A 21,419-nucleotide genomic window follows, 5' to 3' on the forward strand; every position below is an offset into this window, starting at 1 on the left:
GCATGTCCGGCTGGGAGAAGGCGCTGCGCTATCTGCTGATGCTCGTCGTGCTGGGCATCACCGTCGGGCCGTTCCTGTGGCAGCTGTCCACTTCGTTCAAGGGCGCGTCCGAGGACATCTACACCTACCCGCCCGGCTTCCTGCCCGAGCACCCGACCACCAGGAACTATTCAGGTGTCGCCGACATCATTCCGGTCTGGGACTACGCGCTGAACTCCCTCAAGGTCGCGCTCGCCACTGTGGTGACCAACCTCGTGGGGGCTTCCCTGGCCGGATACGCCCTGGCCCGGCTGCGCTTCCGCGGCCGGCGGCTCGCCGGGCTCGCCGTCGTGGTGGCACTGCTCGTGCCCCTGGAGTCCGTCGTCATCGCGCAGTTCACCATGATGCGCGACCTGCACCTCAACAACACCCTCACCGCCGTCGTCCTGCCCGGCTCGGTCGGCGCGCTCAATGTGCTGCTGATGCGCAACGCCTTCGCGAACCTCCCGTACGAGATCGAGGAGGCGGCCGTCATCGACGGGGCGAACGTCTGGCAGCGGTTCCACCGGATCGCCCTGCCCTCCGTGCGCGGCACCCTGGCCGTCGTCGCGATCTTCTCCTTCATGGGCGCCTGGGACGACTTCCTCTGGCCGCTGATCGTGCTCTCCGACTCGGACCACTTCACGCTGACCGTCGGCCTGAACTACCTGCACGGAACGTTCCAGCAGAACCCCCGGCTGGTCGCCGCGGGAACCATCGTCGCCGTCGCCCCGCTCATCGTGCTGTTCGCCTGCCTCCAGCGGTACTTCTTCCGCGGCGTCGGCGAAGGCGCCGTCAAGGGCTGACCCCGCTCCCCGCCCGAAGGGACACCCCATGCGCTTCGGTGTGAACTACACCCCCACCCGCGGCTGGTTCCACCACTGGCTCGACTTCGACCTCGACGACATCCGCGCCGACCTCGACTCCGTCGCCGGCCTCGGCCTGGACCACATCCGCGTCTTCCCCTTGTGGCCCGTCTTCCAGCCCAATCGCGCCCTGATCCGCCCGCGCGCCGTCGAACAGCTGGTGAGCCTCGTGGACGCGGCGGGCGAGCGCGGGCTCGACGTCGCCGTCGACGGTCTCCAGGGCCACCTCTCCAGCTTCGACTTCGTGCCCTCCTGGACCACGACCTGGCACCGCCGCAACCTCTTCACCGACCCCGAGGTCGTCACCGCGCAGGAGGAGTACCTGGCCACCCTCGCCGGTGCGCTCGCCGGCCGGCCGCACTTCCTGGGCATGACGGTCGGCAACGAGACCAACCAGTTCTCCGGCGACCCGCACCCCGACCCCGACCGCATCGGGCCCGGCGAGGCGGAACGCTGGCTGCGCCGGATGCTGGCCGCCTGCGAGAAGGCCGCACCCGGCCGGACCCATCTGCACGCCTCCTACGACGCCGCCTGGTACGACGGCGCGCACCCCTTCACCCCCGCCCACTCGGCCCGCCTTGGCGCCATGACCGCCGTGCACTCCTGGGTCTTCGACGGCACCGCGCAACGGCACGGCCCGCGCGGCACGGCCACCGAACACCACGCGGCGTACCTCGTCGAGCTGTCCAAGGCCTGGGCCGCGGACCCGGCCCGGCCGGTGTGGCTCCAGGAGGTCGGGGCGCCCGCCCCGCACATCACCGCCGGGCAGGCGGCCGCCTTCACGGAGGCGACGGTCACCAATGCCCTGGACTGCCCCGGCCTGTGGGGCATCACCTGGTGGTGCTCCCACGACGTCGACCGCGCGCTCGCGGACTTCCCCGAGCTGGAGTACGGGCTCGGGCTGCTCACCAACGACCGGCGGGTGAAACCCGCGGGCGAGACGTTCGCCCGGCTCGCCCGTGAGCACCGTGCCGCGGTGCGCCCCGCGTTGCGACGGTCGACCGCGCTGGCCGTGGAGGCGGGGGATGTCTCGGGGGCGCCGCTGCGGGCGGTGTGCGCGCCGGGCGGGGAGTATTTCGAGGCGTGGATGCGGCTTGCCGGGCGCGGGCTGCGGCCGGCTTGTGTCCTGGCCCAATGGGCGGGTGACGCGGAGCACTTGACGGCGCGGGGCATCACCGAGGTCTTGACCGTGGCCCAGGCCCGGTAGTTCCTTCTCCCGGCCCGGCCCCTTCCCGGCCGCGTCCACTGTGCGGCTCCGCCGCGCGGGAGGCCCGGCTGCGGGCTCACCCCAGGGCCCGGGCTCCCACCGACCAAGGAGAGTCATGCGTCAAGAACCCACCCGCCGCCACGCCTTGGCCATCGGCGCCGGATCCGTCACCGCTCTCGCCCTGCCCGGCACAGCCACAGCCGTCACAGCCACAGCCACAGCCACGCTCCAGCCCTACGCCTCGTACTGGTTCCCCGACAGCCTGCCGTCCGGCACTCCCCGGCCCGGTGTCGTCTGGCGCAGCCTCCGCGTCTGGACACCCGCGAGCGACGCGGATCTGCCCTTCAACAAGGCGACCGTGCCGCTCGCCCCGCGCTTCACTCCCCCGCCCGTCAACGCCACCGCGCGCGCCGGGCAGGCGCGCGTCTGCGCGCTCGCCGCCTTCGCGCACACCTCCGGCAACCCCTCCCAGGGCTCGGACACCGCCGACCACTACGCGCTCACCCACTGGGCGTACCTCGACGAGCTGGTCTTCTGGGGCGGCTCGTCCGACGAAGGACTGATCCTCGCCCCCAACGCACCCGTCGTGGACGCGGCGCACCGCAACGGCGTGCCCGTCCTGGGGACGGTCTTCCTGCCCCCGGCCGCGTACGGCGGGCAGCTGCGCTGGACGGAGGACCTGGTGCGGCGCGGGGCGGGCGGCCGCTTCCCGCTGGCCGACAAGCTGATCGAGGTCGCGCGGGCGTACGGCTTCGACGGCTGGTTCCTCAACGCCGAGACCGGCGGCGGGGACGCCCGGCTGGGCGCGGCCATGCGGGACTTCGTGGCATATCTGCGGGAGCGCGGGGCGGGGCTGCGGGTGACGTGGTACGACGCGATGGCCGTCTCCGGCGACATCTCCTGGCAGAACGAACTCAACGACCACAACGCCGCGTTCTTCCGGGCCGCCGGCTCGATGTTCCTCAACTTCGGCTGGAGCCGCGCCGGGCTCGCGGCGTCGGCCGGGCGCGCGCGGCGGCTCGGGCGCAGCCCGTACGCGCTGTGGGCGGGCGTCGACGTCGAGGCGCGCGGCTGGGACACCCCCGTCGACTGGGACGCGGTCGTCCCGGCGGAGGGCCCGCACACCGTCTCGTACGGCTTCTACCGGCCCGAGTGGACCTGGACGAGCCTGCCCGCGGGCGGGCGCTCCCCCGCCGCCTTCCACGCGCGGGACGACCGCTTCTGGTCCGGCGAGGGCCTCGACCCCGCCGCGCCGCCGGCCGGGCCCTGGCGCGCGCCCGCCGCGTCCGTCGCGGACCGCTCCACGCTCACCGCGCTGCCCTTCGCGACGACCTTCAACACCGGCCACGGGACCGGCTGGTACGAGAAGGGCGCGCGCGTCTCCGACGCCGCCTGGAACCACCTCGGGCTCCAGGACCGGCTGCCCGGCCGCCGCTGGGTCGTCCGCACGGCGGGCACCCGGCCCACCGTCGGCTTCGACTTCAGCGACGCCTGGCGCGGGGGCAGCAGCCTCCTCGTGGAGGGCGCGCCGACCGGGCCGACGACGGTCGAGCTGTACGCGGCGCGGCTGCCGCTGTCCCGCACGACGGTCGTCGAACTGGCCCACCGCACCGACCCCGGGTCGGCGGCCGTGCGGGTGGAGCTGGCCGTGTCACCGCAGCCGGGCTCCTTCCACCACCTGCCCGCGGGCACGCTGCGGGCGGGCGGCCGCGGCTGGACGACCGTACGGCTGCGCCTCGGCGCGCTGCCGCACGGCACCGTCCACGCGTTGGGGATACGTCTCACCGCACCGGACGGCGGCACGGTCCGCTGGCGGCTCGGCGGCCTCGCGGTCCACGACACGGCGCCGCCCGCGCCCGCCCGGCCGGGCCGCGTCCGGGTGACCGCCTCCCGCCGGACCGGCGACGGCACGGCGGAGCTCCGGCTGGCCTGGGGTGCGGCCAGGGCACCTGTGCGCCATTACGAGCTCCACCAGGTGCTCCCCGGTGGCGGCCGCCGCTTCCTGGGCGGCACCTGTGGGCATGCCTACTACGTCGCGGCGCTGCGCCGCACCGCCACGGAGGCGGCCACGCGCGTCGAAGTGCGCGCCGTGGACGAGCTGTACGCCTCCTCGGCACCCGCGTCCGTCACTTTCCGCTGGTAGACCTACTGCGTGAGGACACCGACTCCATGCACAACGACCGCAGCATCACCGAAGCCCGACTGAAGCGGGTGCTGGACGAGCGCATCCGGCCCGCCGTCCACCCCGAGTCGGTGCCGCTGGCCGTCTCGGTGTGGAACGCGCCGGGCGAGCCCGTCCCCGTGGCGGAGGGGCTGGCGGCCGAGCGGGTGCCGATCCGGACCGGCGAGCCGTGGGGGCCTCCGTGGGGGACGAGCTGGTTCACCGTCACGGGCACGGTGCCGCCGGAGTGGGCGGGCCGGACCGTGGAGGCGCTGCTCGACCTGGGCTTCGACGAGAACATGCCGGGCTTCCAGTGCGAGGGGCTCGTCTACCGCCCGGACGGCTCGCCGGTGAAGGGGCTCAACCCCCGCAACCAGTGGGTGCGCGTCGGAGAGAAGGTCGCCGGTGGTGAGGAGGTGACGCTGCACATCGAGGCGTCGTCGAACCCGGTGATCCTGGACTACCACCCCTTCCTGCCGACCGAACTGGGCGACAGGGAGACGGCGGACGACGCGCCGCGCTACCGGCTGGCGCGGATGGACCTCGCCGTCTTCGACCGGACGGTGTGGGAGCTGGTCTTGGACCTGGAGGTGCTGGGCGAGCTGATGGCGGAGCTCCCCGTGGACGCTCCGCGCCGCTGGGAGATCCTGCGCGCCGTGGAGCGGGCGCTGGACGCGGTCGACCTCCAGGACGTGGGCGGCACGGCGGAGCGGGCCCGTGAGCGGCTCGCCGGGGTGCTGTCCGCGCCCGCCCACGCCTCGGCCCACCGGATCAGCGCGGTCGGGCACGCGCACATCGACTCGGCGTGGCTGTGGCCGCTGCGCGAGACCGTGCGCAAGGTCGCGCGGACGACGTCGAACATGACGGCGCTGCTGGAGGACGAGCCGGATTTCGTCTACGCCATGTCGCAGGCGCAGCAGTTCGCCTGGATCAAGGAGCACCGGCCGGAGGTCTACGCGCGGGTGAAGAAGGCGGTCGCGGAGGGCCGGTTCGTGCCCGTGGGCGGCATGTGGGTGGAGTCCGACACGAACATGCCGGGGTCGGAGGCGCTGGCGCGGCAGTTCGTGCACGGGAAGCGATTCTTCCTGGAGGAGTTCGGGATCGAGACGGAGGAGGTGTGGCTGCCGGACACGTTCGGCTATTCGGCCGCGCTGCCGCAGCTGGTGAAGCTGGCGGGGGCGAAGTGGTTCCTGACGCAGAAGATCTCGTGGAGCCGGACCAACAAGTTCCCGCACCACACCTTCTGGTGGGAGGGGCTGGACGGGACGCGCGTCTTCACGCACTTCCCGCCCATCGACACCTACAACGCGCAGCTGTCGGGCAAGGAGGTCGCGCACGCCGTCCGCAACTTCCAGGAGAAGGGCGGCGCGACGCGGTCCCTCGCGCCGACCGGCTGGGGTGACGGTGGCGGGGGGACGACGCGCGAGATGCTCGCCCGCGCGAAGCGGCTCGCGGACCTGGAGGGTTCGGCCCGGGTCACCTTCGAGAAGCCGTCGGCGTTCTTCGAGAAGGCGCACGCGGAGTACGCCCACGCCCCCGTGTGGGTGGGCGAGCTGTATCTGGAACTGCACCGGGCGACGCTCACCAGCCAGGCGCGGACCAAGCAGGGCAACCGCCGCTCGGAGCACCTGCTGCGGGAGGCGGAGCTGTGGGCGGCTACGGCGGCCGTGCGCACCGGTTTCCCGTATCCGTACGAGGCGCTGGACCGGCTGTGGAAGACGGTGCTGCTGCACCAGTTCCACGACATCCTGCCCGGCACGTCGATCGCCTGGGTGCACCGGGAGGCGGCGGCTGCGTACGCGGCGGTCGCGGCGGAGCTGGAAGCGGTCATCGGGGGCGCGCTGGCGGCGCTGGCGGGGGACGCCTCGGCGGGCGGGTGCGTGGTCTTCAACGCGGCACCGCACGGGCGCGGCGGCGTGCCGGCGCTCGGCGCGGCCGTCGAGAGTCCCGGGGACGGTGCGGCGGTGCGGGCGGTGCCCGGCGAGGGCGGCGGGTTCGTGCTCGACAACGGGCTGCTGCGGGTGGTGATCGACGGGCGGGGGCTGGTGGTCTCCGCGTACGACCTGACGGCCGGCCGCGAGACGGTCGCGCCGGGCGCGGCGGCGAACCTCCTCCAACTGCACCAGGACTTCCCGAACATGTGGGACGCCTGGGACGTCGACCACTTCTACCGCAACACTGTCACGGACCTCACGGACGTCGAGACCTTGGAGCTCACGGACACCGGCGCGGTCCGGGTGACGCGGGCCTTCGGGGCGTCACGGGTGGAGCAGGTCATCGGCCTGCCGGAGGGCGAGCGGCGGCTGGACATCACGACGCAGGTCGACTGGCACGAGACGGAGAAGTTCCTCAAGGCGGCGTTCCCGCTCGACGTGCACACCGACCGCGTGGCGGCGGAGACCCAGTTCGGCCACCTCTACCGCCCCACGCACACCAACACCAGCTGGGACGCGGCCAAGTTCGAGGCGTGCGCGCACCGCTTCGTCCACCTGGCGGAGCCCGGCTGGGGCGTGGCGGTCGTCAACGACTCCACGTACGGCTACGACGTGACGCGCGCCGTGCGCGACGGCGGCACGGGCACGACGACCACTCTGCGCCTCTCCCTGCTGCGGGCTCCCCGCTTCCCGGACCCGCGCACGGATCAGGGCACCCACCGCTTCCGTTACGCGCTGGTGCCGAACGCGTCCCTGGGGGACGCGGTGCGGGAGGGACACCGGATCAACCTCCCGGAGCGGCGGGTGCCCGGGGCCCGCGCGGTGGAGCCGCTGGTGTCGGTCCCGGACGACTCCGTCGTCGTGTCGGCCGTCAAGCTCGCGGACGACGGCAGCGGTGATGTGGTGGTGCGGCTGTACGAGGCGGGCGGCGGGCGGGCGCGGATCCGGCTGACGGCGGGCTTCGCGGTGGGGTCGGCGGCCGTGTGCGATCTGCTCGAACGGCCGCTCGGAGCGGTCGAGGCGCGGGGCGGTGTCTCCTTGTCGTTCCGCCCCTTCGAGATCGTGACCGTGCGGCTGGCCCGCGCCTGACCTCCGCGGCCGCCCGCCCGGATGCGGTGTCAGTGCCTGCGCATAGCATCACCGCATGAGACTGCGATTCCCCCGGCGGCGCCGGCGGCTGTTCGCCGCCGTGGCCGTCGGTGCCGTACTGGCCGGGGCCGGCACCTGGACGGCGGCTTCGGCCACGGGCGGCGGGCCCTCAGTGCACCGCGAGGACCGGTTCCTGAGCGTGCCCGACTCGCCGGGCGGCGGTGACAAGGTCCGGATCGACATGTCCTACTTCACGGCCGGTGACACCGGGCGCAGGCCGGCCGTGCTGCTCGCGCACGGTTTTGGGGGCACCAAGGAGGATCTGCGCGGCCAGGCCGAGGATCTGGCGCGCGACGGCTACGCGGTGCTGACGTGGTCCGCGCGCGGCTTCGGCAGGTCCACCGGCCGGATCGGGCTGAACGACCCGGACCACGAGGTCGCCGACGTGAGCCGGCTCATCGACTGGCTGGCCGGGCGGCCGGAAGTGAAGCTGGACAAGGCGGGCGACCCGAGGGTCGGGATCGCCGGCGGTTCCTACGGCGGTGCGGTCGCCCTCCTCGCGGCCGGGTACGACAAGCGGGTCGACGCGATCGCCCCGCAGATCACCTACTGGAACCTCGCCGACGCGCTCTTCCCGAACGACGTCTTCAAGAAGCTGTGGGCCGGCATCTTCTTCACCACCGGCTCCACCGGCGGCCCCGTCACGGCCGGACCGGGCAAGGGGACCCAGGCCCCGCCCTCCGCACCGCAGGGCGGCTGCGGAAGCTTCGAGCCGGCCCTGTGCGAGATGTACGAGCGGGTGGCCGTCGCCGGGAAGCCGGACGCGCAGGCGCGTGAACTGCTGGAGCGCCGCAGCCCGTCCGCCGTGGCCGACCGCATCAAGGTGCCCACGCTGCTCGTCCAGGGGCAGGGTGACTCGCTGTTCCCGCTCGACCAGTCCGACGCCGCGGCCAGGGCCGTCGCCCACAACGGCGCGCCCGTCTCCGTCGACTGGATCACGGGCGGGCACGACAGCGGCACGGGCGAGGGCGGTCGAGTCGAGCAGCGCACGCGCGCGTGGTTCGACCGCTATCTCAAGGACGACAAGAGCGCCGGCACCGGACCCGCGTTCCGCGTCAGCAGGACCGGTGGCATCGACACCACCGACGGCAAGGCGCAGGTGCGCGGCGCGAGCGCGGACCGCTATCCGGGGCTGCGCAACGACGCGCGTACGGTCCCGCTGACCGGCCGTCCGCAGTCGTTCGGCAATCCGGCGGGTGCCGCGCCTCCGGCGATCTCCGCGGTGCCGGGGATCGGTGCGGTGTCGCAGCTCTCGGGGCTGGGGGTGGGGCTGTCGCTCGACTTCCCCGGCCAGTACGCCCGTTTCGAGTCCGCGCGGCTGACGGAGGGGGTCCGGGTGACCGGGGCGCCGACGGTGCAGGCCAAGGTCTCCTCGGACTCCGGGGAGGCGGTCCTCTTCGCCAAGGTCTACGACGTGGGGCCCGACGGGCAGCAGGTGCTTCCCTCGCAGCTCGTCGCGCCCGTGCGGGTGACCGACGCCAAGGAGGGCAGGGCCGTCGAGCTGCGGCTGCCCGCCGTCGACCACACCTTCGAGGCCGGGCACCGGATGCGGCTCGTGCTCGCCTCCACCGACCTGGCCTACGCCTCGCCGGGCCAACCCGCGACGTACACCGTCGCCCTGGAAGGCGGCGGGCTGAGCGTGCCGACGGCGCCCGAGGTGCGGACCGCCTCGGCCGCGCTGCCGTGGTGGACGTGGGGACTGCCGGTGGCCGGCGCGGTCGTCGCGGCCGCCGTGCTGCTGACGGGGCGGCGGCGCACTGCCGTGCCCGCGCCCGATCCGGCGCTCGCCGAGGTGCCGTTGGAGATCACCGGCCTGAGCAAGCGGTACGCCAAGTCGGCCGACCGGTATGCCGTCCGCGAGCTGTCCTTCCGGGTCGAGCGAGGGCAGGTGCTCGGCCTGCTCGGGCCGAACGGCGCGGGCAAGACCACGACCTTGCGGATGCTCATGGGCCTCATCCGGCCCGACGGCGGCGAGGTGCGGGTGTTCGGTCACGCCATCCGGCCGGGCGCGCCGGTGCTGTCCCGCGTCGGGGCGTTCGTCGAGGGCGCCGGTTTCCTGCCGCACCTGTCCGGCCGGGCCAACCTCGATCTGTACTGGCAGGCCACCGGCCGTCCGGCCGGGGACGCCCACATCGAGGAGGCCCTGGAGATCGCCGGGCTGGGTTCCGCGCTGGAGCGGGCCGTAAGGACGTATTCCCAGGGCATGCGGCAGCGGCTCGCGATCGCGCAGGCCATGCTCGGCCTGCCGGACCTGCTGATCCTGGACGAGCCGACCAACGGCCTCGACCCGCCGCAGATCCGGGAGATGCGCGAGGTGATGATCCGCTACGCGGCGGCCGGGCGCACGGTCATCGTCTCCAGCCACCTCCTCGCCGAGGTCGAGCAGAGCTGTACGCATCTGGTGGTGATGGACCGCGGGCGGCTGGTCACGGCCGGTCCCGTCGCGGACATCGTCGGCTCGGGCGACACGCTGCTGGTCGGCGTCGAGGGCGGGCCGACGGAGGCCGTCGCGGAGAAGGTGGCGGCGCTGCCGGGCGTGGCGTCCGCGGTGCGGACGGAGGAGGGGCTGCTGGTGGGGCTCGACGGGATGAGCGCGGCGGCGCTGCTGGCCGAGCTGGTCCGGCTGGAGGTCCCGGTGGAGCGTGTGGGTCCGCACCGCCGTCTGGAGGACGCGTTCCTGACCCTGATCGGAGGCTCCGCATGAGCACGGCGACGGACATCGCCCCGGAGGCCGCGCCGGGCTATCGCGCGCGGCACACGCTGCCGCTGCGGGTGGAGGCGATGCGGCAGTTGCGGCGACGGCGCACGCTCGTGGTCGGGGCGGTCCTGGCCGTGCTGCCGTTCGTCCTGATCGCGGCCTTCGCGATCGGCGGGCAGCCGAGCGGGCGGGACGGCAGGGTGACGCTGATCGACACCGCGACCTCCTCCGGCGTCAATTTCGCGGCGACCTGTCTGTTCGTCTCGGCGGGCTTCCTGCTGGTGGTGCCGGTGGCGCTGTTCTGCGGTGACGCGGTGGCGTCCGAGGCGAGCTGGTCGTCCCTGCGCTATCTGCTGGCCGCGCCGGTGCCGCGGGCCCGGCTGCTGCTGAGCAAGCTGGCCGTGGCGCTGGGGTTCAGCGCGGCCGCGATGGTGCTGCTGCCGGTGGTGGCCCTGGCCGCGGGCACGGCGGCGTACGGCTGGGGGCCGCTCCAGATCCCGACGGGCGGTGCGCTGCCCAGTGGCACGGCGGCCGAGCGGCTCGCGATCGTCGTCGCGTACATCTTCGTCGGGCAGTTGGTGACGGCCGGGCTCGCGTTCTGGCTGTCGACCGTCACGGACGCGCCGCTGGGCGCGGTGGGCGGCGCGGTGGGCCTGACCATCGTGGGCAACGTCCTGGACGCGGTGACGGCGCTCGGCCACTGGCGCGACTTCCTCCCCGCGCACTGGCAGTTCGCCTGGGCGGACGCGCTCCAGCCGCACCTGGAGTGGTCGGGCATGATCAAGGGCACGGCGGTGTCGGTGTCGTACGCGCTGGTGCTCTTCGCTTTCGCGTTCCGGCATTTCCGGGGGAAGGACGTGGTGTCGTAGCGGCGGGGGGCGCCCCCCGCCACCGTCCCCACGGGCCGAATTCAGCCCGTTCCGTATACCGGGCCCGGCGGGCGCGTGTCCGCCAGCAGGCCGCGCACCGCCTCCCCCGCCTCTCCCGGGGACCACAGCGCGCCCTTGTCAGCCGTGGGTCCCGGCTGCCAGCCCTCCATCACGGTGATGCGGCCGCCTTCCGCCTCGAAGACGCGTCCCGTGACCCCGGCGGAGGCCCGGGATGCCAGCCATACGACCAGGGGGGAGACATTGGCGGGGGACATCGCGTCGAAGCCCGCCACGGGCGCTGCCATCGACTCCGCGAACACGCCCTCGGTCATCCGTGTGCGCGCCGCAGGCGCCACCGCGTTGACCTGGACGCCGTAGCGGGCGAGTTCGGCGGCGGCGACGAGCGTGAGGGCGACGATCCCGGCCTTGGCGGCCGCGTAGTTGGCCTGTCCCACGCTGCCCAGCAGCCCTGCCCCGGAGGTGGTGTTGACGACGCGTGCCGCGGGCCGGCGGCCGGCCTTCGCCTCGGCGCGCCAGTGCGCGGCGGCGTGCCGGAGCGGCAGGAAGTGGCCCTTGAGGTGGACGCGTACGACCGCGTCCCAGTCGTCCTCGCCGAGGTTGACGAGCATGCGGTCGCGCAGGAAACCGGCGTTGTTGACGAGCGCGTCGAGCCGCCCGTAGGTCTCCAGAGCGGTCGCGACGAGGGACGCGGCGCCGTCCGCGGTGGCGATGTCACCGTGGTGCGCGACCGCTTCGCCTCCACGCGCGGTGATCTCGTCGGCGACGTGCCGGGCCGGGTCCGCGGAGCCGCCCTGGCCGTCGGGCCCCACTCCCAGGTCGTTGACGACGACCTGGGCCCCCTCCGCGGCGAGGGCGAGCGCGTGCGCGCGGCCGAGGCCGCGGCCGGCACCGGTGACCACGGCCACCTGTCCGGCGCAGATTCCGGTGGGTGGGTCGGGCATGTCAGCGCTCCTTGTGGTGGGCGGCCGCGGCGTCGAGGAAGGCCGGGCGTTCCCCGCCGCCGTGGACGAGCAGGCTCGCGCCCGTGATGTAGGCGGCGTCGGGGGAGGCGAGGAAGACGGCCGCGGCGCCGATCTCGGCGGGCTCGGCGAGCCGCCCGGCGGGCACCGTCCGGGCGACGGCGGCGACGCCGTCCTCGTCGCCGTAGTGGAGGTGTGCCGAGGCGGTGCGGACCATGCCGAGGACGAGCGTGTTGACCCGGATCGCGGGCGCCCACTCGACGGCCATGGTGCGGGCGAGGTTCTCCAGCCCCGCCTTGGCCGCGCCGTAGGCCGCGGTGCCGGGTGAGGGGCGGGTGCCGCTGACGCTGCCGGTCATGAGGACGCAGCCGCCCTCCGGCTGCCGCCGCATGACGCGGTACGCGGCGAGCGACGCGGTCAGCGGCGCGAGGAGGTTGAGGCCGAGGATGCGCGCGTGGCGTTCGTCCGCGCCTTCGCCGAGGGGCTGGAAGGGCGTTCCCCCGGCGTTGTTGACGAGCACGTCCAGCCGTCCGTACGTCTCGTCGACCCGGGTGAAGAAGGCCCGTACGCCGTCCGCGTCCCGGAGGTCCACCGGCAGGAAGCGGGCGCTGCCGCGGTCCGTCGCGACCGGTCGTTCCGGCGGCCTGCGGGCGCAGACGACCACCCGTGCCCCGGTGTCCAGGAACGCCCGCGCGATGCCCGCCCCGACGCCGCGCGTTCCACCGGTCACGACGACGACCCGGTCGGACTCTCCCTCGGCGCCGCCCATTTCGCACCTCCCGCGTCGGCTTGCCCGCTGCTACCTTCACACCTAACAAACGTTTGGTGGAAAGGTAGTCGGTGGAAAGGTAGCTGATCCTCTGATGGGTGTCTCCACCTCCCGCCCCGAATCCGCCGTGGCCGTCGTCACCGTGGACTTCCCTCCGGTCAACGCCCTGCCCGTGCGCGGCTGGTACGACCTCGCCGCGGCCGTCCGCGCGGCGGGCAGCGATCCCGCGGTCCGCTGTGTCGTCCTCGGCGCCGCCGGGCGCGGCTTCAACGCCGGGGTCGACCTCAAGGAGATCCAGCGCTCCCCCGGCGGCAAGGCCCTGATCGGCGCCAACCACGGCTGCGCGACGGCCTTTTCGGCCGTCTACGACTGCGAGGTGCCGGTCGTGGCCGCCGTGCAGGGCTTCTGTCTCGGCGGCGGCATCGGCCTCGTCGGCAACGCCGACGCCGTCGTCGCCTCCGCCGACGCGACCTTCGGCCTGCCGGAGCTGGACCGGGGCGCCCTCGGCGCGGCCACGCACCTCTCCCGGCTGGTGCCGCAGCACCTGATGCGCACGCTGTACTACACCTCACGCACGATCACCGCGGAGGAGCTGCACCGGCACGGTGCCGTGTGGCGGGTCGTACCACGCGGCGAACTCCCGGACGCAGCCCTTGAGTTGGCGCGGGAGATCGCCGCGAAGGACGGCACGCTGCTGCGCATGGCCAAGGCCGCCATCAACGGCATCGACCCGGTCGACGTCCGCCGCAGCTACCGCTACGAGCAGAGCTTCACCTTCGAGGCCGGTCTGAGCGGTGTCGCCGACCGGCGACGGGACGCCTTCGTCCAGGGCGGGGCGGGGAAGGAGCGGCAGCCATGACCGCCGACAAGAGGATGACCGCGGACGAGGCCGTCGCCCGCCTGGAGAGCGGGATGACGGTCGGCATCGGCGGCTGGGGCTCACGGCGCAAGCCGATGGCGCTGGTACGGGCCCTGCTGCGGTCGGACGTCGGCGACCTCACCGTGGTGTCCTGCGGCGGCCCGGACGTGGGCCTGCTGGCGGCTGCCGGGCGGATCCGCAGGCTCGTCGCCCCCTTCGCCACGCTGGACTCCATCCCCCTCGAACCGCACTTCCGGGCCGCCCGGCAGCGGGGGGAGATCGAGCTGACGGAGCTGGACGAGGCGATGTTCATGTGGGGGCTGACGGCGGCCGCGCACCGGCTGTCGTTCCTGCCCGTGCGGGCCGGGCTCGGCTCGGACGTGATGACGGTCAACTCCGGTCTGCGCACGGTCACTTCGCCGTACGAGGACGGCGAGGAGTACGTCGCGGCGCCCGCGCTGACGCTGGACGCCGCGCTGGTGCACCTCAACCGGGCCGACGCGCGCGGCAACGCGCAGTACCTGGGCCCCGATCCCTACTTCGACGACCTCTTCTGCGAGGCCGCGCGCGAGGCGTACGTCTCCTGCGAACGCGTCGTCGACAGCGCGGAGTTCGCCGCCGAGGGCGGGCCGCAGACGCTGCTGGTGCAGCGGATGTGCGTCAACGGCGTCGTCGAGGCACCGGGCGGTGCGCATTTCACGTCCTGCGTGCCCGACTACGGCCGGGACGAGGTTTTCCAGGCCGCGTACGCCGAGGCGGCCGCCGACCCGGCGAGCTGGCGGGAGTTCACGGGCCGCTTCCTCTCGGGCGACGAGGACACCTACCGCACGGCCGTCGCGGACTTCAAGGGGGCGGCGGCGTGACGGCGACCAGGGCCGAGGTCTGCGTCGTGGCGTGCGCCGAGGCGTGGCGCGGCGACGGCGAGATCCTGGCGACCCCGATGGGCGTGGTGCCGCTGATCGGCGCGCGGCTGGCACGGCTCACCTTCGCGCCGGACCTGCTGCTGACGGACGGTGAGGCGATGCTGATCGCCGATGTGCCCGCGCTGGGCGAGCCCGCCGCGGCCGTCGAGGGGTGGCTGCCGTTCCGCCGCCACCTCGCGCTGGTCACGGGCGGCAGACGGCATGTGATGATGGGCGCGAGCCAGCTCGACCGGTACGGCAACCAGAACATCTCGTGCGTCGGCGACTGGTCGCGGCCCGCCCGGCAGCTCCTCGGCGTGCGCGGCGCCCCGGCCAACACCCTGAACAACCCGACCAGTTACTGGATCCCCCGGCACTCACCCCGGGTGCTGGTCGAGAAGGTCGACATGGTCTGCGGCGTGGGCTACGACCGGGCAGCCGCCGCCGGCCCGTCCGCCACGCGCTTCCACCGCATCCGCCGTGTGGTCACCGACCTGGCCGTCCTCGACTTCGAGACGCCGGACCGCACGATGCGGGTGCGCTCCCTGCACCCCGGCGTCACCGCCGGGGAGCTCCGGGCGGCCACGGGCTTCCGGCTCGACATGCCGGACCACACGCCCCGCACCCGCTCCCCCACCGCCGAGGAGCTGCGCCTGATCCGCGACGTCCTCGACCCGGGCACGCTCCGGAACAAGGAGGTACGGACGTGAGGACCGCGCTCACCGAGCTGACGGGTGTCCGGCACCCGGTCGTCCAGACCGGCATGGGCTGGGTGGCGGGCCCCCGGCTGGTGTCGGCCTCGGCGAACGCGGGAGCACTGGGCATCCTCGCCTCCGCAACCATGACGCTCGATCAGCTCCGGGGCGCGATAGAGGAGGTGCGCTCACGCACGGACCACCCCTTCGGGGTCAACCTCCGCGCGGACGCCGGCGACGCGGCCGAGCGGGTGGCCTTGATCATCGAGGAGAAGGTACGGGTCGCCTCCTTCGCCCTCGCGCCCTCACCGGAGCTGATCGCCCGCCTCAAGGACGCCGGTGTCGTCGTGATCCCCTCGGTGGGCGCACGGCGCCACGCCGAGAAGGTCGCGGCGTGGGGCGCGGACGCGGTGGTGGTCCAGGGTGCCGAGGGCGGCGGCCATACGGGCCAGGTGGCGACGACGGTGCTGCTGCCCCAGGTCGTGGACGCGGTCGGCATCCCGGTGATCGCGGCGGGCGGCTTCCACGACGGCCGCGGCCTGGCGGCGGCGCTGGCCTTCGGGGCGGCCGGGATCGCCATGGGCACGCGCTTCCTGCTCACCTCCGACAGCACGGTCCCGGCCCCGGTGAAGGCCGCCTACCTCGCCGCGTCCGTCACGGACGTCACGGTGACCACCAAGATCGACGGCCTCCCTCACCGGGTGCTGCGCACTCCTTTCGTCACGGCACTGGAACGGTCGGGACGTGCGGCCGCGCTCGTACGGGCCGCGCGGCACGCTCACGCGTTCCGCGAGGTGTCGGGGCTGGGGGTGGTGCGGCTGCTCCGGGAGGGGATGGCGATGCGGCGCGGTGCGGAGCTGACGTGGGGCCAGGTGCTGCTGGCCGCGAGCACGCCGATGTTACTGAGGGCGGCGATGGTGGACGGCCGGACGGATGTGGGGGTGATGGCTTCGGGGCAGGTGGCCGGGGTGATCGACGACCTCCCGTCGTGCGAGGAGTTGGTGGAGCGGGTGGTGTCGGAGGCGTCGGAGGTGCTGGCGTCTTTGGCCTCGGGGCGGTGAAACGGACCGGCCGTCATCCGCGAGCCCCGGCCCGCTCGCGGCGGGCCGGGGTCGGCCGGCGGCTACAGGCCCAGCTCCGCTGCGTCCTTGACGCTGGTCACGAAGGAGGACCAGGCGCCGGGCGGGAAGGTGAGTATGGGTCCGTGAGGGTTCTTGCTGTCGCGGACGGGGACGGTACCGCTCATGACGACGAGGTCACCGGCGACCTCTATACAGTCGCCGCCGTTGTTGCTGTAGGAAGACTTGAACCAGCGGAAGGAATCGGTCGTGGTCGTCACGGTGCGCCCTTTCGTACCTGCTCGATCATGGCCACAGATGCCGCCTGCGACAGCGCTTCGGCCTGTAGCTGATGGTAGGCGGTCAACATGGGCACTACGGATGTACTCTCGCGGTCGAGATTGCCTTGCGCCTGAGACTCGGCGTAGCAGATCAGGGACCGGTCCGGCAAGGTCAAGAGGTTGACGGGCAGGTCAAACGTTCGACGCTCGCCTATCGCGTACGGCGCCACCTGTAGCAGCGTGTTGGGCAATTCGGCGAACTCGGCCAGGCGCGCCAACTGGTTGTCCATGACGATGGACCCGCCGACAGTACGACGGATGCAGCTTTCATCCATAGTCACGAACACCATGGGTGGATGGGGTCGCGTCAGCGCTGCCTGCCGATTCGCCAGGAACGAGACCCGTTCATCCGCCTGTTCGGGCGTGATGGCTCCTCGGCGCACAGCGCTGTCGGCCAGAACCCGTGCGTACTCAGGGGTCTGCAACAGGCCGGGAATGATCCCGATGTTGTACAGCCGGATCTCTACAGCCCGGCCCTCGTACTTCACGTACTCCGGGAACCCCTCCAGCAGCGAACCGGTCTTGATCGAACGGTACTCGCGATCGAACGAGTCCGCGGTGCCGTCGATACCGAACACCTTGTCCGCGCTACGCGAGAAGCGAAGAGTTGGAGGCTTCCGACCAGTTTCAACTGCCGAAATATGCACGCTGGAGTATTCCATGCGTGCGGCAAGGTCGTCCTGAGTCCAACCACGCGCCTCTCGCAAGGTGCGTAGACGTGCACCGTAGGCCGCCTGGGGTGAGGCGTCGGGGTTCAACTCCTTGCGGTTCAAGTGGCTTTGACCATCCTTTCGTTCCTCTCCTACAGCTTGAAGGGTGCCCAGTCGTGGGCCACGCTGAACACCGCCGTCAGGAAAAGCAATACGGAGAGGAGTGATCGTGCCCGCCGATCCCTGGACCGGCTACCGATCCGGCGCGCTCGTGGTGGACACGTCCACCAACCGCATCGGCGTCAGCGTCGCCTTCGACGGCGAGCGGTACACCCTCAAAGGGACGAAGGGCGGCCCGCACGAGTGGACTGCCGACAAGCGCGCCGTCCGACTGGCCACCACCGAAGAGCGCGCCACTCTCGGACTCGGCCCCTGGAGCATCTGAGGCCTACACCCCGGTTCTCCCTCCCGCACTCCAGCGGGCAGGCTCCGCTCCTCCAAGATTGATCATCCCCCGAGAGGAGCGGTAAGACGCCCGCCCGGCCATCCTCGTGGCTGAAGAAGGCCGGGCGGGTCTTCAAAGGGAACGAAACTCGATTCACAGGGAGTTCGTCATGTGGCACACGCTGAGCAACGACGAATGCGACCACGAATGGGTGGAGTGGAGCGGAGCCGACCGCTGCCGCAAGTGCGGCACGACACAGTCGTAACGCCGAAAGCGGGAAGGGGCGCCGGGCGGTGCCCCTTCCTTTTCCTTGCCTTGACAGGAGTGCTCGTGATCGAACGAGTCAGTTGGGAAGCGCTCCCCGCCGGACTGCGCGGCGCGGTGGAGGAACGTGCGGGGCAGGTGATCGCGTCGGAGATCGTCGCCGAGGGGCTCAACTGCGCCGCTGCCCTTGTCCTGACCACGCAACGCGGCGAACGCCTGTTCTTCAAGGGGGTGCGCGAAACCCACGTGGCAGCCGTCGCGGCACTCGACCACGAGGCCCGCATCAACGGTGTGGTGCAAGACGTCAGCCCCACAGTCCTGCACCGCTTCCGGGTCTGCGGGTGGTCCTGTCTCGCCTTCGCGTTCGTCGACGGTCGGCACGCCGACCTCGGCCCCGCAACGAGTGACCTGGCAGCCGTGGCGTCCGCTCTGCGACGCATGCAGGCGTTCAGTGGTTCCGCCTTCCCCGCCCCGCCCTTCGTCGAAAGGTTCACGCCGTACCTGCTGCCCGGTGAGGCCGAGTCCCTGAGTGGAACCGCTTTGCTCCACACGGACACGAATCCGCACAACATCCTGATCGACAAACGCAACGGCAACGCCTACATCGTGGACTGGGCCATGCCCGCGACAGGCCCCGCATGGGCCGACCCGGCGTACACGGCCGTGCGCCTCATGGAATGCGGGCAGGCGCCCGCTGACGCGCTCGCCTGGCTGGGCGAGTTCACCAGTTGGCGGCACGCGGAGCCGAGATCGGTCGAGGCGTTCGTGAACGTCACGTGCCGGCGTTGGGCGGCGACCGTCGGCGAGCAGGCCGCAGAGCCCAGTAACGCCAGATTCCGGCATCTGCTGGGCTTCCACCACGACCGTTGAGTGGCCCCCAGCCCGGCCACCTACAGCCGCTCCACGATCGTCACATTCGCCTGTCCCCCGCCCTCACACATCGTCAGCAACCCGTATCGCCCGCGCCGCCGTTCCAACTCGCACAGCAACGTCGCAAGCAGCCGCACCCCCGTCGCCCCCAAGGGATGCCCCAGAGCGATCGCACCCCCGTTGACGTTGACCCGGTCAGGATCCGCACCCGTCTCCTGAATCCACGCCAGGACCACGGAAGCGAACGCCTCGTTGATCTCGACCAGATCGATGTCGTCCATCGTCAGGCCGGCCCGCTTCAGCGCACGTGCCGTGGCGGGTATCGGTGCGGACAGCATCCGGATGGGGTCCTCGGCGCGTACGGAGAGGTGGTGGATGCGGGCGCGGGGGGTGAGCCCGTGCTGCCGCAGGGCGTGGTCGTTCGCGATCAGGGTGGCGGCCGCGCCGTCGGAGATCTGGGAGGAGAGCGCGGCGGTGAGCGTGCCGCCGGTGAGGACGGGCGGGAGGGCGGCCATCTTGGCCGCCGTCGTGTCGCGGCGCGGGCCCTCGTCGGCGCTGACGGTGCGCCAGGGGACGAGTTCGCGGTCGAAGCGCCCCTCGTCGGCGGCGCGTACGGCCCGCCGGTGCGAGCGCAGGGCGTATTCCTCCATGGCCGCGCGGCTGATGCCCCACTGCTCAGCGATCATCTCGGCGCCGTGGAACTGGCTGACGGGCCGGTCGCCGTAGCGGGCCCGCCAGCCGTCCGACCCGGCGTAGGGGCCGTCGGCGAGCCCCAGCGGTTCGGCGGCGCGGCGGGCGGCGTAGGCGATGGGGACCTGCGACATGTTCTGCACGCCGCCCGCGACGACGAGGTCCTGGGTGCCGGAGAGCACGGCCTGGGCGGCGAAGTGGACGGCCTGCTGACCGGACCCGCACTGCCGGTCGACGGTGACGCCCGGCACCTGCTCGGGGAGGCCCGCGGCCAGCCAGCTCGTGCGGGCGATGTCACCGGCCTGCGGCCCGACCGCGTCGAGGCAGCCGAGGACGACGTCGTCGACGGCGGCCGGGTCCACGCCCGTACGGTCCATCAGGGCGCGCAGCACATGCGCGCCGAGGTCGGCGGGGTGGGCGACGGAGAGCCCGCCGCCCCGCCGGCCGACGGGGGTGCGTACCGCTTCGACGATGTATGCCTCGGCCATGGCCGCTCCTTGACGGGACGTCAGTCCGGCACGGCGATGCCGTCCAGGACGATCGACAGGTACTGGCGGGCGATCTCCTCGGGCGTGTGCTGTCCGCCCGGCCGGTACCAGGACGCGGCGACCCACACGGTGTCGCGTACGAAGCGGTACGTGAGCCGGGTGTCGAGGTCGGCGCGGAACTCCCCGTCGGCCACGCCGCGTCGCAGGGTGCCGAGCCACGCCTTCTCGAACCTGCGCTGGGAGTCGGCGAGATAGGCGAAGCGGGGCCGGGCGGCGAGGTGGCGGGACTCCTTCTGGTAGATGGCGACGGCGGGGCGGTGCCGGTCGATCTCACGGAAGGACTCGGTGACGAGGGCCTCCAGCGTCTCGCGGGGGCCGAGGCCGGCGGCGAGCACGGCGTCGTAGCCCGCCCAGAGCTCCTCCAGGAAGGCGGAGAGGATCTCGTCGAGCATCGACTCCTTGGAGTCGAAGTGGTAATAGAGGCTGCCCGCGAGCAGCCCCGCTTCGTCGGCGATCCGGCGGACGGTGGTGGCGTTGTAGCCGTGGGCGGCGAACACCTCGGCGGCGGTGGCGAGGAGTTCGCGGCGGCGCTCGGGGACGGCGGGGTTCGCGGTGGTCTGCTTGCTGTTCGGCACGGGGTCATTCTCGGTCACGCGCGCTGGCTGCTGACCGAGACCGTCTCCCCCGTCATGTAGGAGGAGTAGCCGCTGGCGAGGAAGACGATCACGTTGGCCACCTCCCAGGGCTCCGCGGGCCGGCCGAAGGGCTCGCGCGCGGTCAGCTCGGCGAGCACCTCGGGGCTGGTGACCTTGGCGAGGTGGGGGTGCATGGCGAGACTGGGCGCGACCGCGTTGACGCGCACGCCGTAGGCCGCCGCCTCGACGGCCGCGCAGCGGGTGAGGGCCATGACGCCCGCCTTGGCGGCGGCGTAGTGGGCCTGGCCGCGCTGGGCGCGCCAGCCGACGACGGAGGCGTTGTTGACGACGACGCCCCCGGCGCCGGAGGCGCGCATGCGGCGCAGGGCGGCGCGGGTGCAGCGGAAGGTGCCGTTCAGAGAGGTGTCGACGACCTTGTCCCACTGCTCGTCGGTCATGTCCACCAGATCGGCGGTGCCGCCGAGGCCCGCGTTGTTGACGACGACGTCGAGGGCGCCGTGGCGTTCCTCTGCGAGGTCGAACAGGGCGGTGACCTGGGCCTCGTCGGTGACGTCGCAGGGCAGTCCGGCGACCTGCCGGGCGCCGAAGCCGTCGCACAGCGCCGCGACGGTCGCCCGCAGCCGGCGGGCGTGGGCATCGCCGAGGACGACGCGGGCACCCTCTTCGAGGAAGCGCCGCGCGGTGGCCCCGCCGATGCCGGTGCCGGCGGCGGCGGTGATGACGGCGGTACGGCCCGACAGCAGTCCGTGGCCGGGGAGATAGGGCGGCGCTACGGGCCGGGAGGCGGTGCGGGACTCCGTGCGGGACTCCTCGACGCTGCTCATGACCGTACGTTAACCTACCAAACACT

Annotated in this window: 19 protein-coding genes; 12 read left to right on the forward strand and 7 right to left on the reverse strand. The window is 72.8% G+C overall.

What is annotated here, in order from left to right; genetic code table 11:
• Positions 1–2: 2 nt before the first annotated feature.
• The 6 genes from ACFY1P_RS06010 to ACFY1P_RS06035 all read left to right on the forward strand — a co-directional run bounded on the left by ACFY1P_RS06010 (position 3) and on the right by ACFY1P_RS06035 (position 10,902).
• On the forward strand, positions 3–824 hold the full coding sequence (locus ACFY1P_RS06010) for a carbohydrate ABC transporter permease (RefSeq protein WP_361520405.1): 822 nt from the start codon (positions 3–5) through the stop codon (positions 822–824).
• Positions 825–852: 28 nt separating this feature from the next.
• Positions 853–2,091 carry a glycosyl hydrolase gene (locus ACFY1P_RS06015; protein WP_390749851.1) on the forward strand — a complete coding sequence of 413 codons (1,239 nt, stop codon included), beginning with the start codon at positions 853–855 and terminating at the stop codon, positions 2,089–2,091.
• Positions 2,092–2,206: 115 nt separating this feature from the next.
• Positions 2,207–4,234: an endo-beta-N-acetylglucosaminidase gene (locus tag ACFY1P_RS06020; RefSeq protein WP_390749852.1), complete on the forward strand. Its 2,028-nt coding sequence runs from the start codon at positions 2,207–2,209 to the stop codon at positions 4,232–4,234.
• A 26-nt stretch (positions 4,235–4,260) separates the two neighbouring features.
• Complete coding sequence (locus tag ACFY1P_RS06025) at positions 4,261–7,275, forward strand: alpha-mannosidase (RefSeq protein WP_390749853.1); 3,015 nt, start codon at positions 4,261–4,263, stop codon at positions 7,273–7,275.
• 55 nt (positions 7,276–7,330) lie between these two features.
• Positions 7,331–10,039: an alpha/beta fold hydrolase gene (locus tag ACFY1P_RS06030; protein WP_390749854.1), complete on the forward strand. Its 2,709-nt coding sequence runs from the start codon at positions 7,331–7,333 to the stop codon at positions 10,037–10,039.
• Positions 10,036–10,902, forward strand: coding sequence for an ABC transporter permease (locus tag ACFY1P_RS06035; protein WP_390749855.1), 867 nt, complete (start codon positions 10,036–10,038; stop codon positions 10,900–10,902). The genes ACFY1P_RS06030 and ACFY1P_RS06035 overlap by 4 nt, the downstream gene beginning before the upstream one ends.
• A gap of 41 nt (positions 10,903–10,943) precedes the next feature.
• On the opposite strand, the gene ACFY1P_RS06040 is transcribed toward ACFY1P_RS06035, so the two are convergent.
• Both ACFY1P_RS06040 and ACFY1P_RS06045 read right to left on the reverse strand, forming a co-directional pair.
• The gene (locus ACFY1P_RS06040; RefSeq protein ID WP_361520328.1) at positions 10,944–11,864 is read right to left on the reverse strand and encodes an SDR family oxidoreductase; all 921 of its coding nucleotides are present in this window, start codon (positions 11,862–11,864) and stop codon (positions 10,944–10,946) included.
• Position 11,865: 1 nt separating this feature from the next.
• Positions 11,866–12,651, reverse strand: coding sequence for an SDR family oxidoreductase (locus ACFY1P_RS06045; protein ID WP_361520331.1), 786 nt, complete (start codon positions 12,649–12,651; stop codon positions 11,866–11,868).
• 94 nt (positions 12,652–12,745) lie between these two features.
• Between ACFY1P_RS06045 and ACFY1P_RS06050 the strand changes: the two genes are divergently transcribed.
• From ACFY1P_RS06050 to ACFY1P_RS06065, 4 genes are read left to right on the forward strand one after another with little or no spacing between them, the layout of a single operon-like run.
• Entirely contained in the window at positions 12,746–13,510 is a 765-nt protein-coding gene (locus ACFY1P_RS06050; protein WP_361520334.1) for an enoyl-CoA hydratase family protein, read from the forward strand.
• On the forward strand, positions 13,507–14,373 hold the full coding sequence (locus tag ACFY1P_RS06055; RefSeq protein WP_361520337.1) for a CoA-transferase: 867 nt from the start codon (positions 13,507–13,509) through the stop codon (positions 14,371–14,373). The genes ACFY1P_RS06050 and ACFY1P_RS06055 overlap by 4 nt, the downstream gene beginning before the upstream one ends.
• Positions 14,370–15,122 (forward strand): CoA-transferase subunit beta, encoded by a 753-nt coding sequence (locus ACFY1P_RS06060; protein ID WP_390749856.1) that lies wholly within the window; start codon positions 14,370–14,372, stop codon positions 15,120–15,122. Before ACFY1P_RS06055 ends, ACFY1P_RS06060 begins: the two co-directional genes overlap by 4 nt.
• On the forward strand, positions 15,119–16,168 hold the full coding sequence (locus ACFY1P_RS06065; RefSeq protein WP_361520343.1) for a nitronate monooxygenase: 1,050 nt from the start codon (positions 15,119–15,121) through the stop codon (positions 16,166–16,168). The genes ACFY1P_RS06060 and ACFY1P_RS06065 overlap by 4 nt, the downstream gene beginning before the upstream one ends.
• Before the next feature lie 62 nt (positions 16,169–16,230).
• Here ACFY1P_RS06065 and ACFY1P_RS06070 read toward each other — a convergent pair whose 3' ends face one another.
• Together ACFY1P_RS06070 and ACFY1P_RS06075 are read right to left on the reverse strand one after the other, a co-directional pair.
• On the reverse strand, positions 16,231–16,446 hold the full coding sequence (locus ACFY1P_RS06070) for a DUF397 domain-containing protein (protein WP_361520346.1): 216 nt from the start codon (positions 16,444–16,446) through the stop codon (positions 16,231–16,233).
• Positions 16,443–17,279, reverse strand: coding sequence for a Scr1 family TA system antitoxin-like transcriptional regulator (locus ACFY1P_RS06075; protein WP_390749857.1), 837 nt, complete (start codon positions 17,277–17,279; stop codon positions 16,443–16,445). The genes ACFY1P_RS06070 and ACFY1P_RS06075 overlap by 4 nt, the downstream gene beginning before the upstream one ends.
• A 106-nt stretch (positions 17,280–17,385) precedes the next feature.
• Here ACFY1P_RS06075 and ACFY1P_RS06080 point away from each other — a divergent pair, with 106 nt between their 5' ends.
• Complete coding sequence (locus tag ACFY1P_RS06080; protein ID WP_361520352.1) at positions 17,386–17,601, forward strand: hypothetical protein; 216 nt, start codon at positions 17,386–17,388, stop codon at positions 17,599–17,601.
• A 330-nt stretch (positions 17,602–17,931) separates the two neighbouring features.
• Complete coding sequence (locus ACFY1P_RS06085; RefSeq protein WP_390749858.1) at positions 17,932–18,735, forward strand: phosphotransferase; 804 nt, start codon at positions 17,932–17,934, stop codon at positions 18,733–18,735.
• 20 nt (positions 18,736–18,755) lie between these two features.
• Here the strand turns inward: ACFY1P_RS06085 and ACFY1P_RS06090 are convergent, their stop codons facing one another.
• The 3 genes from ACFY1P_RS06090 to ACFY1P_RS06100 are packed head-to-tail and all read right to left on the reverse strand — an operon-like array spanning position 18,756 to position 21,393.
• Complete coding sequence (locus ACFY1P_RS06090) at positions 18,756–19,913, reverse strand: acetyl-CoA C-acetyltransferase (RefSeq protein WP_390749859.1); 1,158 nt, start codon at positions 19,911–19,913, stop codon at positions 18,756–18,758.
• A gap of 20 nt (positions 19,914–19,933) precedes the next feature.
• Positions 19,934–20,566 carry a TetR/AcrR family transcriptional regulator gene (locus ACFY1P_RS06095; RefSeq protein ID WP_390749860.1) on the reverse strand — a complete coding sequence of 211 codons (633 nt, stop codon included), beginning with the start codon at positions 20,564–20,566 and terminating at the stop codon, positions 19,934–19,936.
• The gene (locus tag ACFY1P_RS06100; protein ID WP_390749861.1) at positions 20,563–21,393 is read right to left on the reverse strand and encodes an SDR family oxidoreductase; all 831 of its coding nucleotides are present in this window, start codon (positions 21,391–21,393) and stop codon (positions 20,563–20,565) included. Before ACFY1P_RS06100 ends, ACFY1P_RS06095 begins: the two co-directional genes overlap by 4 nt.
• Positions 21,394–21,419 lie beyond the last annotated feature (26 nt).

This window comes from Streptomyces sp. NPDC001407, assembly GCF_042895325.1.
Lineage (GTDB): Bacteria > Actinomycetota > Actinomycetes > Streptomycetales > Streptomycetaceae > Streptomyces.